Raw genomic sequence first — 18411 nt, 5'->3', positions numbered from 1 at the left:
TCAGTAAAAAAAACTGTGTCACGTTTTTGACTACCATACCCTAACCAGGCACTAACCCCTTTACCACCATGCAACATACACCTCTGCTTATCATTGGGGCCGGGCCGTTCGGCGTGGCCCTGGCCGCTTACCTGCAACACCGGCAGGCAGACTACCTCATTGCCGGAAAACCCATGGAGTTCTGGCAGAAACACATGCCGGCCGGTATGTATCTGCGCTCAGGAACTGACTGGCACCTTGATCCGGACAACATCTTTACCATCGAACAATACGCAGGGAGCCGCGGCGAGTCCCCGGATTCGGTCATGCCGATCTCGCTGGACTGGTATCTGGGCTACACCAGCTGGTTTATGGATCAGGTTAAGCCCAACATGCTGGAAACGTACGTACAGCAGTTGTCGAAAGAAGGCGATCAGTTTACGGCTTTACTAACCGACGGAACAGCCATCCTGGCGGATCAGGTTGTGCTGGCAACCGGTTTCGGCTATTTCCCGCATGAACCGGAACCGGTGAAAGCCCTGCTTCCCTCCGGTCGGTACCGGCATGCCGTCGATGCGGTCGATATGGCATCTTACCGGGGCAAACGGGTGTTGCTGGTGGGTGGCCGGCAAAGTGCCTTTGAATGGGCGGCCCTGCTGGCCGAAGCCGGTGCCGGCGCGGTTCACCTGACCTACCGGCATGACACCCCGGCCTTTATTGAAGCCGACTGGTCGTGGGTGTCGCCGCTTGTTGACCGGATCGTGGATGAACCGGCCTGGTTCCGCAATGCGGCTACCGATGAACAGGAAACTCACCGCTACCGGCTTTGGGCCGAAGGACGGCTGAAGGTTGAACCCTGGCTTGCCGGCCGGTTACCCGCTGACAAAGTTTTTCTGCACCCGCAAACGCAGTTGCAGTCCGTGACGGAACAGCCGGATGGAAGTCTGGCGGTCACCCTATCATCGGGAGATACGTGTACGGTCGACACCGTCATTCTGGCGACCGGTTATCAGGTTAACATCAGCCGCCTGCCTTACCTGGCACCCGGTTTGCTGGCTCAGATTGACCAAACGAATGGCTTTCCGCAACTGAATACAGCCTTTGAGAGTAGTGTACCGGGCTTGTATTTCAGCAGCTTTCCGGCCGGAAATGACTTTGGCCCGTTTTTTGGCTTTACCATCGCCGTCCGCGCCGCCGCACAGGTCATTGGCAGAGCCACGATTGACCGGCAGCCGGCAACCACCTGATCTGTTCAGGTATTAGAAAAAAGGCTGCTCTGACCCGTTCGCCCGGACGAAAACTGTCAGAGCAGCCTTTTTTTTACCGCTTACAACTTCTTCGGGCCGTAGCGGGTCTTTGTGTTACCAGACCCTTATACTGTTATGAAAAATCATTTATCTTCTCTGATTCGGTTGCTTGTTCTTCTGACAAGCGTTATTGGATGCCAATCACGGTCAGCCATTATGCCTCAGGATCGTATTGTATGTGGCATTAAAGACCCGGTCAATAATATCAAATGGCTCAACGACCAGTTTAAACAGTTTATGGGTGGCCCCACGCTGAACGGCATCGTCGTGTACGAGTATGACGGCAAAACGGTTATTGAAGTCCAGAATTCATTAGCCAGTTCGCTCAATCAGCATCAGTATTATTGCGACGGTACAAAACTGAATCTCAACGCCCCTAACGCCTATGATGAATATACCCAAAAGCGGAAGGAAGTCATGGTACTTTATGGCACCAACATGTGGAAATAAGTTTTCCGGTACAGCGTTCCCGCTTTTTAAGGATTGTTAACACGCGAGAGAACATCTGTTGTAAACAGATGCTATAAATTGCCATCGCTTCGTGATCAGGTTGTTTATAGCATACCAATGAAACTATTTTTCCTGTTTGTACTCTGTTTATTGTTTACCGGAATTAACGCGCAGGACAAAACACCTGCTGATTTCGGCTTCCGGCACCTGACCACCACTTTCAACGGCGATCCGGTCGATCTACTCATCAAGAGCCGGAAAGGCGACGAGCAGAAACCAAAGCCGTTGTTTTTCTACGTCCAGGGCAGTCTGCCGCAGCCACTGATTAAATACGATGAGAAAGGCATGTATGGTGTGTTTACGTTTCCGACCGACAGCCTGACCCAAATCTATCACCTCGTCATTGTCAGCAAACCGTATATTCCGGTTCTGGCCGATGTTAAAACACTGGGCCGGAACTACACCTACCGCGATGCCGGTGGTATGGTTCCGATGGCCTACAACGAACGGAACAATCTGGATTATTACGTCAGCCGTAACCTGCATATTATCCGTTTTCTGCAAAAACAGCCGTGGGTCAGCCGGAAAGAGCTGGTACTGGCCGGTCATTCTGAAGGTAGTACAATCTGTGCGAAAATGGCGTCGGTCAGCCCTGAGGTGACGCAGCTTATTTACTCAGGCGGCAATCCGCTGGGTCGGATTAACTCGATTATCCAGCAGACCCGCCGGCACGAAACTGACTCAACCAGCCACCTCACCGACGAACAGTTCGATTACTGGGAACAGGTTGTTCTACACCCCGAAACGATCCACCCCGAAGGTGATTCCCATAAAGCCACGTTCAGTTTTTCCATTCCGCCAATTGATTATCTGCTCAAACTATCCATTCCGGTACTGGTCACGTTCGGTACCAAAGACGAGAGCGCTCCCTTCAACGACTACCTGCATACCGAAGTTATCCGCCGGAAGCGGCGCAATTTCACCTTTCTTGCCTATGCCGGTACCGAACACAATTTCTTTCCCGTTCGGGCCGACGGCACCATTGATTACAGTGTATACAATTGGGATAAAGTAGGCGGCGACTGGCGTAAATGGCTCCGGTCAGTCCGGAAAAAGTAACCTTTTTTTGCAGGCAGTGCCACACTTTTCAGCTTGTTGTCGTAATGTCAGAAGTACCCCTTGTAAAAACGACGACCAATATGTTTAAAAGAAGCACCCTACTACTTAGTTTGTTCATCCTCTTTGTCCTGCTTGTTCAATCCTGTAAGACCGATGACATTGCGGCCAAAACGGCCTCGGTTACGGCCCTTACCTGTGCTTCTGCTACGTTTTCGGCTTCGGCCACAAGCGGCACATCGTTTGCCGCAACGGCTGCCGTTCCTTATACCGGCGGTAACGGAGCAACCTACGCAGACGGAACCGGCGTGACCTCAACCGGCGTAACCGGTTTGACCGCCACATTAGCGGCGGGCGCCTTAACCGATGGCAGTGGTACAGCCAGCTATAAAATTACGGGGACACCTGCAACAGCCGGTACTGCCAGCTTTGTCATTGCATTAGGTGGCCAGACCTGTACGCTCGCGTTGCCCGTCGCCGCCTCAAAAGCGGCCATCTCTTCCCTGACCTGTCTGGCGGCACCGTCGTCCGGCACCAGCGGAATGGCTTATTCTGGTTCAGTGACGATGGCCTATACCGGCGGGAACGGCGGGGCCTATGCTATTTCCATGGCGGCCTCAACGGGTGTTGAAGGCCTGACCGCAACGCTCGTAGCCGGCACGCTGGCCAATGGCTCCGGCACGCTTGTTTATACCATATCCGGTACGCCTTTATCTGCCGGAACGGCCTCCTTTGTGCTGAGTATCGGTGGTCAGAGCTGTACCATCACCCTGACCGTTGCCGGCAGTGCTGTGGTTACTACGGCAAAAGATACGGTTGTGATCGCCTATGCAGGCACCACGGCCTCGGTCAGTAACCCCTACCAGAACGATGGTGTTAAAGTAGCTGTAAACGGCGCTGATGTGACGGTTACCTCAACCAACACGGCGAAGGAAATCGTTTATCTGCTGTCAGGGACGGCCTCAAAAGGCAGCTTCAAGATTTACAGTGAGTATAAATACAACATCGCCCTGAAAGGGGTTACGATCACCAACAGCAACGGACCGGCCATCAACAGCCAGTCGGGTAAAAAAGGGACCATCAACGTGGTAGCCGGCACCACCAACACGCTCACCGACGGGGCGACCTATGCCACCAGCAGTGAAGATCAGAAAGGTACGTTCTTCAGCGAAGGGCAGCTGGCCTTCACCGGTACCGGAACGCTGAACGTAACCGGCAACAATAAACACGGGATTGTAGCCGACGACTACATAACCGTCAGTCAGGCGACGATTGTGGTAAAATCGGCGGTAAAGGACGGTATCCATGCCAACGATTACTTCACGATGGATAACGGTTCGGTTACCGTAACGGCGTCCGGCGACGGCATTGTAGCGGAAGAAGGCTACGTTATCATCAGCGGCGGTGCTGTTACGGTAAACAGCGTCGACGACGGCATTACGGCTCCGTATGACGGAACCGATACGGCCATTACGCCCTACATCTCGATCAAAGGCGGAACCATTAAAGTGACCACAACCGGCGATAAGGGAAATGCCCTGAAAAGTGAAGGCTACACTACCATCAACACCGCCGATCCCGTCACACTGTCTGTTAGCGGTAAGGGGTCAAAAGGCATCAAAACGTCAGGCGATTTTACGCTGACAGCCGGTACGGTAACCATAACGACTTCGGGGGCAGCCTACTACGTTACGGCTGACACAGACATTGCGTCGCCGGCCGGCATTAACTGTGATAAAAATCTGGCGATTAAAGGCGGTACCTTAACGATTGTCAGTACGGGAGCGGGCGGTAAAGGCATCAACGTCGATGGTACGGCCACCATCAGCGGCGGCAAAATTAACATTACGGCATCGGGCGCAAAATACACCTACAGCAGCGCGCTGACCAGCGAAGCGAAAGGGTTTAAAAGTGACGGTGCCTTTGTCATGACTACCGGCGAGCTGACGATAGCGGCCACTGATGACGGCATTAAATCGGAAACGTCGATTACCATCAACGACGGTACAGTCAACATCACCAAAGCAACGGAAGGCATTGAATCAAAGATCATTACGTTTAACGGCGGCACCATTAACGTCACAGCGTCCAATGATGGCATTAATGCGTCGATGGGTACCGTTGTCGGGGGTACGGAATCGAACGATGGCAGTAGCATCAACATCAACGGCGGGATACTGATCGTTGCCGGCAGCGACGCCATCGACAGCAACGGGAACATCACCATGAAAGGCGGCACTGCCATCATCTGCGGACCGACCAGTCAGCCGGAAGAAGGCATTGATTACAATGGCAATTTCCTCATAAACGGCGGACTGCTCATTTCTGCCGGCTCAAATGCGCGCATGACAAAAGCCATGAGCACAGGGTCGTCGCAGGTGGGGTTATACATTACATCGAGTGCACAGCTGGCTGCCACATCAGTGCTGCATATCGAAGATGCAGGTGGTAAAGATCTGGTTACGTTTAAACCTAAAAATGCGGTTTACTACTTCCATTTTTCAACCCCTGATCTGGCCAAAAACGCCCAGTACAAAATTTATTTCGGCGGCACCTATTCCGGGGGCAGCTTTACCGGAAACTCGTCGGGCTGGGGGGTATACACCGGCGGCACCTACTCTAATACGGGAGCCACGCTGAAAGCCAGCCCGACAACCTCGTCGTCAGCTACGGTCAATACCATTACTTTTTAAAATTGTCTGTTGCCAGCCCGCAAACGTGGCGGAAGTTCGGAAACTTCCGCCACGTTTTTTTATTCCCTTACCAATCCCATGACACAAAAAACTGCCATCGTAACCGGCGCCGCCCGTGGTATCGGGCTGGCCACGGCAAAACTCTTTCTGGACAATCAATGGCAGGTTGCCATGATCGACCGCGACGAAGCCGAACTACATAAAGCAGCCGGTGAACTGCCCGGCACACTGCCTGTCGTCTGCGATGTCTCTGACCCTGCCAGCGTTGATGCCATGATTACCGGCGTTCTGGAACGATTCAGACGTATTGACGCGCTGGTCAACAATGCCGGTGTCGCCTACTTTAAACCGCTCGAAGAAACTGACTTTGCCTGTTGGCGGGAAACGATGAGTACTAACCTTGACGGCATTTTTCTGTGTTCAAAAGCAGTCCTTCCCGCCCTGAAAGTAAGCCAGGGGGCTATCGTGAACATTGCCTCTATTTCAGGTCTCCGCGCCAGTACATTGCGGGTTGCCTATGGCACGTCAAAAGCAGCGGTTATTCACCTGACCAAACAGTTTGCCATCGAACTCGGCGACTACGGCATCCGCGTAAACTGTGTGTCGCCCGGCCCAGTGAAGACCAAACTGGCTGCGGCCGTCCATACACCGGAGATTATCAAGGCTTATTACGACGGTATTCCGCTGAACCGCTCAGCGACTGAACAGGAAATTGCCGAAGCCATTTATTTTTTATGTTCGGAGAAAGCCGCCTTTATTACCGGCCAGATGATTGCCGTCGACGGTGGTTTTGATGCTTCTGGTATCGGTTTACCAGCACTTCGGGCTTACCGGCAGTAGATATATACTGTCTAAAAGACACCTGTTTGGAGATGAAATTGTACAGAAATAAGGTAGTTTCTGTACAATTTCATCTCCAAACAGGTGATTAAACAGACTGTTCAAACCATTACCCATCCAGTGTTTCTTTTGTGACAAACGCCCAGAAAATCCACATCAGAAAGGTGATACCCAGCGCATAAAAGGGTTCATAAAAGGCAATGCATGACGCCACAGCATATACCAGAATTGCCAGAATCTGCTGTTTTATCTGCCCTGCAAACCAGTCCAGGTCTTTTTCAGGATTAATAATCAGACCCTTACTCTTTACAATACCAACGTTAAGCAGCAACATGGATACTACAATAATACCGGTGAACCCGGTATAGAACGCAACTGCTGTATGGATGGCCGGTGTATCGATAAAGCTACCGACTACTTTGGTTGGGTAGGGAAACAAAACGACAAACAATAGCACGAGCCCGTTTAACAAAATAACCAGGTGATTTGCCCGCCAGATTCTGTTCAGCATATTGTGGTGTCCCATCCAGATAAGCAGTACGGTCGCAAATGAATTGAAATAGGTAAAATACTCCGGCCATTTGTCCAGAATTTTAGTCCATAACGAGCGGTCTGTGGGATCAGGGTAAGCGCTGACCCCTATACTGACGGCTAACAAGGTTATGGCCACCCCGAAAATACCATCACTGAATGCTTCCAGCCGTCCTGTTTTCTTTTCCATATCCGGTTATCAATAGGTTCCTGATGTACCGGTTATGCACCGGCATTATCGCATCCGGCTAATATATTAACATTATAACATTTTTTACATATTACCTTACTACTGAATCTAAAGCCTTTCTACGGAAACACCGGCAGGTACAGTATCATACAGAGGGGAGTATGTCGTTTATGAGACCTATCAAATAACCAATCATTACATTTTGTTTACATTTTTGTATTTAGATTTCATGTTTTGATAACGATTTTCGGTTGTCAAAAAAGAGGCGTTTCGCTGAATTTTGCAGCCATGAACATGACGCTTACCTAACCATACTTATTCCTGCTCCCGCTGCTGCGTTCAGGTTGAGTTACCAACGGACGCAGCAGGCCTTCCTGCCGGTAGTATATCGGCCAATCTTAATGCTGCAAATACATTACCTGTCAACAACTTACTTATCGATTACCTATTAACAACTTATGAAAAAAACAATACTCTTGCTCAGCGGAGTAGCCTGGATGACGGCGTATGTTCCGGCCACCAGGGCAGCTGGTCAGCAGACGAAGCTGGCGTATGAAAAACCAACATCAGCCCGACGACTGCCGAACACGGGCACAACCGCTATGGCTGACATCACCATTCAGGGCAGAGTTACCGACGGTGAAAAAACCAGCGGACTACCCGGCGTCAGTGTTGTACTGAAGGGAACCACAAAAGGCACGACTACCGATGCAGACGGTAATTTCAAACTGGCGGTTCCAAACGCAAATGCCGTGCTGGTCTTCAGTTTTGTCGGCTATGAATCCCGTGAGCTGACTGTGGGGAATCAGACCACCATCAACATCAGTCTGAAAGCAGACGCGCGGGCGCTGAATGAGGTGGTAGTGGTTGGTTACGGCACCCAGAAAAAGGTGAACCTGACCGGCGCAGTGGATCAGGTGACGAGCGAAGTACTCGAAAACCGCTCATTGCCAAACCTCTCGCAGGGCCTGCAAGGGGTGATTCCGAACCTGAACCTGACCATGGGCGACGGGAAACCCACGCAGTCGCCGCGCTACAACATCCGGGGGACAACCTCGATTGGTCAGGGCGGTAATGCACTGGTACTCATCGACGGTGTTGAAGGTGATCCGAGCCGCTTGAATCCCAATGACATTGCGTCTATTTCGGTACTGAAAGATGCGTCATCAGCGGCGATTTACGGCGCGCGGGGCGCGTTCGGTGTAGTGCTGATCACGACCAAAAGTCCGGTTAAGGATCGTACCAGCGTAACGTATTCGCTCAACCGTTCGATCAAGAGCCCGACAACGGTACCCGATTTCGTAACCGACGGCTACACCTTCGCCAAAATCTTTAACGAAGCATGGACAGCATGGAATGACTATTCGCAAACGCCGCAGAACGTCAACAAAACGGTGCGGTTCTCCCCTGCCTATCTGGCCGAACTAGAGCGCCGGTCGAAAGACCCGGGCCTGCCGCAGGTCGAAGTGGGCAGCAACGGCGAGTACGTTTACTACGCCAATACCGACTGGTATAAGGAGCTGTACAAAAAGAACCTGAGCGCTACCGAACATAACCTGGCGTTCTCGGGTAGCAGCGGCAAGTCAGATTTCTACGTAACCGGCCGTTATTATGGTCAGGAAGGCCTGTTTCGCTATAATTCAGACGATTACCGGATCCTGAGCGTACGGGCCAAAGGTTCGATCCAGCTGTATCCGTGGCTGAAAATCACCAACAACGCCGACTTCTCCTCGATGAAATACCATAACCCGCTGAACGTCGGTGAGGGAGGCAGTATCTGGCGGAACATCTCGGACGAAGGCCATAATATGTCGCCGATGTTCAACCCCGACGGTACGCTTTCGTACTCGGCGGCCTATACCGTCGGTGACTTCTGGTACGGTAAAAACGGGATCGACATGGATAAGCGGGTGTTCCGGAACACCGCGGACTTTGCGTCGCAGTTCTTCAACGACAAATTCCGCGTAAAAGGCAACTTTACGTTCCAGAACACGGATGACAACGAATTCCGGACACGGGTGCCGGTACCGTACAGCCGCAAACCGGGGGTTATTGAGTACGTCGGTACCAACACCAACGACCTCCAGAATATTTACCGCGAAACACTCTATACCGCGTCTAACCTCTACGCGGAGTATGAGCCGAACTTCAGCCCGAATCACTATGTGAAGGTGCTGGCGGGCTATAACTACGAACAGTCAACCTACAAGCGGCTGGAAGCGGTCCGGAACGGGTTGATTTATGAAGGTGCACAGGACATTAACCTCGCCCTCGGTCAGTCAATTACGACCAGTGGCGGCTGGGAAAAGTGGGCTGTAGTGGGTGGATTCTACCGCCTGAACTATGGGTTTAAAGACCGTTACCTCCTCGAACTGAACGGCCGCTACGACGGATCATCAAAATTCCCGTCGGGCGAACGCTATGCCTTCTTCCCGTCGGTATCGGCCGGCTGGCGCGTCTCGAATGAGCCGTTCTGGAAAGTATCACCGCGCTTTATTACCGACCTGAAACTGCGGGCGTCCTACGGTTCCCTGGGTAACGGCAGCATCGGCTCATATGCCTTCCAGGAGCAGTTTTCGATTGCCCAATCGGGCCGCATCCTGAACGGTGTCCGCCCGCAACGAACCAGTCAGCCGGGCGTATTACCGGACGGCCTGACCTGGGAAACGTCAACGACGCAGGACCTGGGCATCGACATGGGCATGTTCAACAACCGCCTCCAGCTGACCGCCGACGCCTACATCCGCAAAACTACGGATATGTTTACGGTAGGCATGACGCTGCCGGCTGTATTCGGCACCGGCGTACCAAAAGGCAACTACGCCGACATGACGACCAAGGGCTGGGAAGCGGTTCTGAGCTGGCGCGACAAATTCACGGTATCGTCGAAGCCGCTGAACTATGAACTGCGCCTGACGATGGCCGATTACCAGGCAACCATCGACCGCTACAACAACCCCGACAAAAAGCTGAGCGATTACTATGTGGGTCAGAAAGTAGGCGAAATCTGGGGCTTCGAAACCGCCGGTTTCTTTACCTCGGCCGATGATATCAAAAACTCACCGAAGCAGACACTTTACAAAGCCTCGAACACCGGCCAGTTGCTGCCGGGTGACATCAAGTTCCGTGACCTGAACGGCGACGGCGTGATCAACAACGGCGACAATACAGTCGGCAATCCCGGCGACCGCAGAATCATCGGTAACGCCACACCGCGCTATACCTACGGTATTATGGCGGGAGCTGACTGGAATAACTTCTTCTTCTCGGCCTTCTTCCAGGGCGTTGGTAAGCAGGACTGGTGGCCGGGTGCCGAAGCCGGTACCTTCTGGGGCCCGTACAACCGTCCGTATAACCGCGTACCGGCCTGGCAGCTGGACAACATGTGGTCGGAAAGCAATCCGGATGCCTACCTGCCCCGCCTGCGTGGCTATACGGCCCAGAACGGTTCCGGTGAGCTGACGCAGACCCAGACGAAATACCTGCAGAACGCGGCTTATATCCGGCTGAAAAACATCCAGATCGGCTATAACCTGCCACGGCAGATCGTAGGCCGGATCGGGATGAGCAATGCCCGGGTGTTTGTGTCGGGCGAAAACCTCTGGTCATGGTCACCGCTGTATCGCCTGACCCGCGACCTCGACATTGAAAACCTCGGCGGTTCGGATGCGGTCCTGACCTCAGGCACCAGCGGCAACGGCCATAACTACCCGATCCTGAAAAGCTTTACAATGGGGCTGTCAGCCACGTTTTAACTACTACTCAACTTGTCATTACTCATGAAAAAATATTCTTTCACCCTGTTATTTGCCGGCCTGTTGCTGGCGGGGTGTAACGACTTAAACCAGGTTCCTGAAGCAACGGCTTCCCGCGATGCGGTGTTCGGCAGCGAGAAGGGTCTGGACTTATACGCCAACTCATTTTACGATAACCTGCCGGGAGCCAGCGACATTCACCAGAGCGACGCCATGGCCGACTATGCTGCGCGGACGCAGGTGCCTGATTTCCTGCGGGAAGGCGCGTTCGGTCCGCGTCAGAGCTCGGGCTGGTCGTGGACGGCCCTGCGGAATATCAACTATTTTATCGCCAACAACACCAACCCCGCGGTACCGGTTGAGATCCGCCGCCATTACAACGGGCTGGCGCGCTTTTTCAGGGCGTATTTTTACTTCGACAAGGTAAAACGCTTCGGCGATGTGCCCTGGATCAACACCCCGATGAACGTAACGGATCCGGCCCTGTTTAACGGCCGCGACCCGCGCACTTTGGTGATGGACTCCGTATTGGCCGATCTGAACTATGCTACGCAAAACATCCGGACAACAACCGACAACAGCCGCAGTCTGATCACGAAATATGTTGCCCTGGGCTTCAAATCGCGGGTTTGTCTGTTCGAAGGCACGTTCCGCCGTTACCACAAAAGCTATAATCTGGGCAGTACGGCCGAGAAATGGCTGAACGAAGCGGTCTCGTCGGCCACGACCGTAATGACCGAAGGCGGTTTCAGCCTGAACGAAACGGGCGGTACGGATAAGTCGTACCGGCAGCTGTTTATTAACAAAACGCCGGTGACCAATGAGGTCATGCTGTCGGCGGTAGTAGATCCGGCACTGAGCGTCTACAACGATGCCAACTGGTGGTGGACCAGCGCGACCTACGGAGCCCGCGTCAGTTTCATCCGCACGTTTATCAATACCTACCTGAACATCGACGGCACGCCGTTTACCGGCAAGCCGGGCTACGAAACCATGACGTTCATGGACGAGGTTAAAAACCGCGACAAACGCCTTCAGCAGACCATCCGGATGGGCAACTATACCCGAATCAACGGGGGCGCGACCGAACCGGGACCGCCGGTGTTTTCCTACACTTACACGGGCTACATGCCGATCAAGTGGTCGCTGGACGATACGTACTATGACGGCGGTTCGCGGAACGATAACTCGATTGCGATGATGCGCTACGCCGAAATCCTGCTGAACTACGCCGAAGCAAAAGCAGAACTGGGTACCCTTACTAACGACGACTGGACAAAAACAGTCGGGACGCTGCGGAAGCGGGCAGGCATTACAGCCGGCCTGACAACAAAGCCAACCGTGGTCGATCCGTACATGAAAGCCAACTACTTCCCGGAAACAGGCGATCCATCACTGATGGAAATCCGGCGCGAACGGGGCATTGAGCTGGTCCTGGAAGGATTCCGGTTCTACGACATCGTTCGCTGGAACCGTGGCCAGCTGATGGAACAGACCTGGAACGGTTTCTACGTACCGGCCCTCGACAAACCGCTCGACCTGAACGAAGACGGCAAGAATGACGTGGTGTTCTATAAGGTAAAACCTGCTACCCAGCTGGCTGGTGTGACCTACATCAACGTCGCCGAAACGATCAATGGGGTGCCGAACCCGCAGCGCCTCAAGAACGATACCTACGGCGAACTGACGTGGCTGACCAATATTCCGCGGAAATGGGAGGAAAAACACTACCTCTACCCGATCCCCGAAACAGACCGCCTCATGAACCCGAAACTCGGCCAGAATCCGGGATGGGAGTAACACCTGTTTGAATTGCCGGTGGTTCTGATGGTTACTGATGGTTCTGAGTTGCAATACAACCAGCAACTATCAGAACCATCAGCAACCCGGAACCGCCGGAATGAAGACCCATCAATTTATACAGATTCCGATGAGTTGATTTAGGGTTGTTTTGTCTTTTCCTGGTAAACCGGCGCCATGTCCGACGTGGCGCTTTACCTTTCCTTTTATTTTTCAGTACTCTATGAAAAAATTCTTTTTAGCGCTTTGCCTCATGCTGACTCAGGTGGCATTTGCGCAGAAAAATACCCCGATCAATATCGCCAGCTATAACCTGCGGTATAATACACCGAACGACGGACCGAATGCCTGGCCAAACCGGAAAGAAAACGTTAAGGCACTGGTCCGGTACCACGAATGGGATATTTTCGGCACCCAGGAGGGCCTGCGCGGGCAGCTGAATGATCTGGCCGAAATGCCGGAATACACCTTTTTCGGGGCCGGCCGCGACGACGGGAAAGAGGCGGGTGAACACTCGGCAATTTTCTACCGCAAAGACCGGTTTAAACTCCTGAAATCAGGCAACTTCTGGCTGAGCGAAACACCCGACAAACCAGGCAAAGGCTGGGATGCGACCTGCTGTAACCGGATTTGTTCGTGGGGTAAGTTTCAGGATCTGATCACCAAAAAAGAGTTCTTCTTTTTCAGCGTGCATTTCGACCATCAAGGCGTCGAAGCGCGCCGCCAGTCGGGCCATCTGATGGTGAAAAAGATGAAAGAAATCGCCGGCAACGCCACCACGATTCTGGCCGGTGACTTTAACTCGACCCCGGAAACGGAACAGATCAAAACGATCCAGACATTGCTGAGCGACTCGAAACTGGTGTCGGTGATGCCGCCATACGGACCGGACGGTACCTTCAACAGCTTTAAGTTCGACGCGCCGATGAAAAACCGGATCGACTATATTTTTGTAAGTAAAAATGTAAAGGTGCTGAAATACGGTGTCCTCACCGACGCCAACGAACAACGATATCCATCCGATCACCAGCCGGTGGTGATCAAAGCCGTTATTGAGTAATTCCGTCAGACAGCAAAAGCGGCTGCCCCGATCCGGGAGCAGCCGCTTTTTTATGCCCTGCATTCAGGCAGGCTAGACACCCTGCTGCGCAATATAATCCGCCATATCGAGCAGTGCCTTCTTGTCGGAGCCCTCAATCCGCTTCAGTAATTTACCCTGCTGATCCACCAGAATCACGACCGGGATGGCATTGGTATAACTGAAGAGCTCATGCATATACAGTTCGGCATCAGGCGTAATGCGGAGCTGCTTCCAGGGCATCTTTTCAGCAGCGAGCGCCTGTTTCCACTTCGCCTCATCAGCATCAACCGTGACCGACACCATATCGACCTGTGGTTTTCCGGCAAAGCGCGTATTAATGGTTTTGAGCGTCGGAATCTCAGCGCGGCACGGCCCGCACCAGTAGGCCCAGAGAATCACGATGGTGTATTTGGTGTCTTTTTCGAGTACCGGTGTTTTCCTGCCGTCCAGCCCGAACAGTTCGGTGGTATGATTAAGCTTTTTTGATGAACGGGTTTCCACGAAATGCAGCAGTTCCTTACCGGTTTTGCTGTCCTGCACCTCTTTATCAAAGGCCGCAAACAACGTCTTAAACTGCGCATCCGAAAAGCCCCATATCCGTTCTTTCAGGGTGTACAGGTAGTGAAATGCATACGGATCTGCCTCAATCTGCTGCTTCAGCTTTGCGATGTTGCGGGTTTCATACAATGCTTGTTTGTCTTTATACTTTAGTAATGTTTGTTTGCCCAGGTGTATCGTAGTATCGAATTGCCATAATATCCTGCCGTCAGGCACCTTCATTTCATCTTCAGGTTTTTTATTAATGTACGTCTCGTCTTCCAGCATAAAATCGCTATAGACCCAGTTATCCTGTCCATGCGACTTCGGGGCACGGTACGCGAAATCCCTGATCTGGCCATCGGCCGCAATGTGCCGGATGGAAACGGGAATGGGTTCCGGATACGTTTCGGTGGACAGTATAAAGGCAAACTCACCGTTCCGGGAGGTAGTGGAGTCATAGTTGTTATTTTTGAACGGCTCATGCAGCAGCACTTTTCCGTCCGGCAATCCGGGAATCTTCCCTTTTACGGAAATGGTTTTTGGTTTCTGTTCGCAGCCAGCTAAGGTAATAAGGCAGAGAAAAAGGAGAAGTGGTTTGGACAGGAAGCTCATAATTAGTGTGTTTAATGGTTGAGCAGATAAGATGCAGACAGGCAGTCCATTCCACAAACCAATTGGTATGAACCCATAAAAAAAGCGGACCAGCGGCCCGCTCTGTTTTGCACTCTTCTTTGCCGTATAAGACGGAATAGCACTCCGTTTACAGATTTGTCTGCGCTACTGTACAAATTGCGCTCACCGTATCAGCTTTTCTCTACAATACCATACTCGTTCATCAATTCCCGGCCAAACTGCCGGATTGTTTCAATCACCGGAATAACCCGACGCCCCTTATCGGTAATCGTGTACTCTACATGGGGAGGCACTACCGGAAACACCGTCCGGATAACAAACCCGTGTTCTTCCAGCTCCCGAAGCTGAGTCGTCAGCATTTTATGACTGATATGTGGCAGGTACCTTTTTAATTCGCTGTAGCGCATAACCTGCTTGTTAAGGCGCCATAGAATAGGCATCTTCCAGGTCCCGCCAATGTGGTCCATCGCAAACTCTACCGGATTATAGTAGAGCTTACCATTGTGTAAAAAATCAGGCATGAGCCAATTAGCTGATTAACTGACACTCTCTAAAAGGAGAGTATCACACTTCATCGTACATATATTTACAAAGGTACACACAGGCTCTACTTTTGTCAACGTCAATAAACACTACTGACAATTAAACAACTGACAAATATGAGTCTCAAAGATCCCAACCTGGTAAACACGAAGCGGCCAAAGCGCGTGGCCATTGTCATTTCAAATCCGGCTGTTTCTACTACAACCGGCTGGCCCGTCGGCTTCTGGTGGAGCGAACTGACACACCCCCATTATGAGTTTGCCGAAAAAGGATACGAGGTGGGCATATTCAGCCCGGACGGTGGTACATGTGAACCCGACGCCATGAGCGACCCTAATGACGCCAGCGGCTATTCATCAACCGATCTTATTACACAAGGCTTCATTCATACCGAAAAACTCCGGGCACTCATTGATAACACTAAACCTGTAAACGAACTAAATGTCAGCGAGTTCGATGCGCTGGTTATTGCAGGTGGCCAGGCACCCATGTTTACCTTCGGGCACGCGACGGAGTTACAACAGAAGTTCGTCGAATTCTACGAAAGTGGTAAAGTTACCTCGGCTCTGTGCCACGGAACGGCTATTCTGCGCTATGCCCGGCTGAGCAACGGCGAATACCTGGCAAAAGGTAAAACGGTTACGGGTTTTGCGAATGTGGAAGAAGATTTTGCCGACAATGCTGTGTGGGAATATGGCTTGCTCCCGCGCGACAAACATGTAATGCCGTGGCGCATTGAGGATGAGCTGAAGCAAATCGGCGCCAACTTCGTTCAGGCAGGGTTATGGCGGGGCTTTGCCATCCGCGACGGTAATCTGATCACAGGCCAGCAAAATTTCTCGGGTGCCGAAACGGCCAAAGCCATTATCGAGGCACTTGGCGAGTAAAATCTCGTTTCAGACACCTGATACCTGCCACTTTACCATGCAGAATAGCTTTTATAATTATTTCCGGTTGCCAGACCGGCTGGCAACCGGAAACTGGCGGGTCTGCCCGGATGAAAAGACCGGCGGAGAACTGTATGCTGAAAATGCCGGTAAATATGTACGAAAGTATTGGTACGCTGTTTTCCTTTTGCTCTGTCTGATCAGGTCTTCTGCACTCGCACAGCTCAACGAAAGTGATACGGCAAAGCTTCAGCTCCGCGCATCCTTAACGGGCAATTTTCAGCAGGGTAATGTCGAAGTAACTACTCTCCGGGGTAAGCTGGACGTAGTGGTTTTCAAGGGCAGATCATGGGCGTTGAAATCACAGAACTCGAGTCTGTATCAGGCGTTTTACACAAAAAAGGCAGATAATGATCTGTTTAGCCGGAATTATCTGTATTACCGGCCCGAACGACTCGTTTATCCGTTTGGTATCGCTTATGTATCTACCAACTATCGCCGGAAAATTGACCTCAGATATTTTGTCGGGGCAGGCGCAACCCTGCAAATTACCCGTAGACCCGGACATTCACTGAAACTTGCGGGCGGAACAGTCTATGAAACGACACACTTTACGGCTTCGGTTTATAACAAAAGCCGGTATAACGGCTTGGAGAACATTACCCTCTGGCGGGCAAGTACCTGGCTGGGCGGCTGGCATTACCTGCTGAACAATCGCTTGCGGCTTTACTACGATGCCTACTTTCAGCCAGCTTTTTCAGATACAAAAAACTACCGCTGGCAATACGACATCGGGTTTGATTTTCCTCTCTGGCGTGGACTCTCGTTCAATGCGATGTATACCTGTACCCATGAAAATGTTGTGATTACTAACAATAAGCCGGGTGATAAAATCCTGACGGCGGGTCTGTCGTATGCACTACGCAGGCTTCACCGTCATCAACACTGAAACAATATGAAAGCATCTGATAACCAACTCCTTTTCCTGGCCCTTGCCTTGCTGGCGGGCGGAATGATTCCCTTCCAGAGCGCGATGAACAGCCAGCTGGGCCGTAGCTTGCAAAGTCCCTACTACTCGGCGCTGTCGGTGTTTGTGGTGGCGGCGATCGGGCTGGTTATCTACAACCTACTCTCGCAGCAATCCGTCCCGACGATACAACAGTTTGCGGAAGCTCCCCGCTGGAGTTATCTGGGCGGAGTTATGGGTGGAATCTATATTTTGCTGATAGTGATTTGTGCACCCAGATTAGGTATCGGCAATGTAACCATTATGGTTCTACTGGGGCAAGTACTGGCGGCCATGCTGATTGATCAGTTCGGGCTGCTAAACGCCACGCTTCACCCCATCAACTGGCAGCGTCTGGTTGGCGTAGGTTTACTGATTGCAGGCGTTTATATTATCCGTAAATATTAATTTCATTCGGTTAACATTCACAAATTTACCATGATCATTGCTATTATTGGTTCGGGCAACGTTGGCGGCGCACTGGCACAATGCTTCATCCGGGCCGGACATACCGTACTCGTCGGAGTGCGTTTTCCGCTGTCAGAGAAATCGGTTCAACTTGCCGCTAAAATAGGAGAAGACCGCTTTACTACCCCCGCTCAGGCCGTTGCACAGGCCGGAGTTATTGTGCTGGCAACACCTGCAATGAAAGCTATTGAGGTAACGCAGGAACTGGGCGACACCACAGGAAAAATTATTATTGATACCATGAACGTGGTACGCGGTATGGGGCCAGCCGGTTTTAGTAATACGGCCGACGCCATTCTGGCCCACACCGCTACCCCCGATGTGGTGAAGTGTTTTAATACGACCGGTTTTGAAAACCTGCTCAACCCACAGTATGGCAACCAGGCTGCTGATATGTTTGTTGCAGGGGACAGCCGGCATGGCAAGGCTATCGCGATTCAACTGGCTGCGGAAACCGGCTTTGCGGAGTGCCACGATCTGGGCGGTAACGACAAATTCAACCTCATCGAGCAGCTGGCCCTGAACTGGATCAACCTGGCGATTTTTCAGGGAAAAGGACGGGACATAGCGTTCAAGGTAGTCAAACGCTGAG

The 18411-nt window shown here is 52.0% G+C and carries 15 protein-coding genes; 12 read left to right on the top strand and 3 right to left on the bottom strand.

The window, feature by feature from the left end:
- Positions 1-68: 68 nt before the first annotated feature.
- The 5 genes from AC23NW_RS13070 to AC23NW_RS13050 all read left to right on the top strand — a co-directional run bounded on the left by AC23NW_RS13070 (position 69) and on the right by AC23NW_RS13050 (position 6385).
- Positions 69-1226: an NAD(P)-binding domain-containing protein gene (locus AC23NW_RS13070; protein WP_487450012.1), complete on the top strand. Its 1158-nt coding sequence runs from the start codon at positions 69-71 to the stop codon at positions 1224-1226.
- 216 nt (positions 1227-1442) lie between these two features.
- Positions 1443-1736: a hypothetical protein gene (locus tag AC23NW_RS13065; protein ID WP_487450010.1), complete on the top strand. Its 294-nt coding sequence runs from the start codon at positions 1443-1445 to the stop codon at positions 1734-1736.
- 117 nt (positions 1737-1853) lie between these two features.
- On the top strand, positions 1854-2855 hold the full coding sequence (locus AC23NW_RS13060; RefSeq protein ID WP_487450009.1) for an acyl-CoA thioester hydrolase/BAAT C-terminal domain-containing protein: 1002 nt from the start codon (positions 1854-1856) through the stop codon (positions 2853-2855).
- Positions 2856-2935: 80 nt separating this feature from the next.
- Positions 2936-5545, top strand: coding sequence for a carbohydrate-binding domain-containing protein (locus AC23NW_RS13055; RefSeq protein ID WP_487450007.1), 2610 nt, complete (start codon positions 2936-2938; stop codon positions 5543-5545).
- Positions 5546-5623: 78 nt separating this feature from the next.
- A complete protein-coding gene (locus AC23NW_RS13050) occupies positions 5624-6385 on the top strand; it encodes an SDR family NAD(P)-dependent oxidoreductase (RefSeq protein ID WP_487450006.1) in 762 nt (253 codons plus the stop codon).
- A gap of 109 nt (positions 6386-6494) precedes the next feature.
- Here the strand turns inward: AC23NW_RS13050 and AC23NW_RS13045 are convergent, their stop codons facing one another.
- On the bottom strand, positions 6495-7106 hold the full coding sequence (locus AC23NW_RS13045; protein WP_487450004.1) for a TMEM175 family protein: 612 nt from the start codon (positions 7104-7106) through the stop codon (positions 6495-6497).
- A 458-nt stretch (positions 7107-7564) separates the two neighbouring features.
- Here AC23NW_RS13045 and AC23NW_RS13040 point away from each other — a divergent pair, with 458 nt between their 5' ends.
- The 3 genes from AC23NW_RS13040 to AC23NW_RS13030 all read left to right on the top strand — a co-directional run bounded on the left by AC23NW_RS13040 (position 7565) and on the right by AC23NW_RS13030 (position 13721).
- Positions 7565-10861: a SusC/RagA family TonB-linked outer membrane protein gene (locus AC23NW_RS13040; RefSeq protein ID WP_487450003.1), complete on the top strand. Its 3297-nt coding sequence runs from the start codon at positions 7565-7567 to the stop codon at positions 10859-10861.
- Between the two features lie 24 nt (positions 10862-10885).
- Complete coding sequence (locus AC23NW_RS13035) at positions 10886-12661, top strand: RagB/SusD family nutrient uptake outer membrane protein (RefSeq protein ID WP_487450001.1); 1776 nt, start codon at positions 10886-10888, stop codon at positions 12659-12661.
- Between the two features lie 223 nt (positions 12662-12884).
- Positions 12885-13721 (top strand): endonuclease/exonuclease/phosphatase family protein, encoded by an 837-nt coding sequence (locus tag AC23NW_RS13030; protein ID WP_487449999.1) that lies wholly within the window; start codon positions 12885-12887, stop codon positions 13719-13721.
- A 72-nt stretch (positions 13722-13793) separates the two neighbouring features.
- Here AC23NW_RS13030 and AC23NW_RS13025 read toward each other — a convergent pair whose 3' ends face one another.
- Positions 13794-14894: a thioredoxin-like domain-containing protein gene (locus tag AC23NW_RS13025; protein ID WP_487449998.1), complete on the bottom strand. Its 1101-nt coding sequence runs from the start codon at positions 14892-14894 to the stop codon at positions 13794-13796.
- Between the two features lie 191 nt (positions 14895-15085).
- The gene (locus tag AC23NW_RS13020; protein WP_487449997.1) at positions 15086-15436 is read right to left on the bottom strand and encodes a winged helix-turn-helix transcriptional regulator; all 351 of its coding nucleotides are present in this window, start codon (positions 15434-15436) and stop codon (positions 15086-15088) included.
- 138 nt (positions 15437-15574) lie between these two features.
- Between AC23NW_RS13020 and AC23NW_RS13015 the strand changes: the two genes are divergently transcribed.
- From AC23NW_RS13015 to AC23NW_RS13000, 4 genes are read left to right on the top strand one after another with little or no spacing between them, the layout of a single operon-like run.
- Entirely contained in the window at positions 15575-16345 is a 771-nt protein-coding gene (locus AC23NW_RS13015) for a type 1 glutamine amidotransferase domain-containing protein (RefSeq protein WP_487449995.1), read from the top strand.
- Positions 16335-17294, top strand: coding sequence for a DUF481 domain-containing protein (locus AC23NW_RS13010; protein WP_487449994.1), 960 nt, complete (start codon positions 16335-16337; stop codon positions 17292-17294). The genes AC23NW_RS13015 and AC23NW_RS13010 overlap by 11 nt, the downstream gene beginning before the upstream one ends.
- A 6-nt stretch (positions 17295-17300) precedes the next feature.
- Complete coding sequence (locus tag AC23NW_RS13005) at positions 17301-17759, top strand: DMT family transporter (protein ID WP_487449992.1); 459 nt, start codon at positions 17301-17303, stop codon at positions 17757-17759.
- A 15-nt stretch (positions 17760-17774) separates the two neighbouring features.
- Complete coding sequence (locus tag AC23NW_RS13000) at positions 17775-18410, top strand: NADPH-dependent F420 reductase (RefSeq protein ID WP_487450038.1); 636 nt, start codon at positions 17775-17777, stop codon at positions 18408-18410.
- Position 18411 lies beyond the last annotated feature (1 nt).

The sequence above is a fragment of the Arsenicibacter sp. R0_47 genome, from assembly GCF_057652235.1.
The sequence above is the reverse complement of the archived record's forward strand: the minus strand, read 5'-3'. Positions and strand labels throughout refer to the sequence as shown.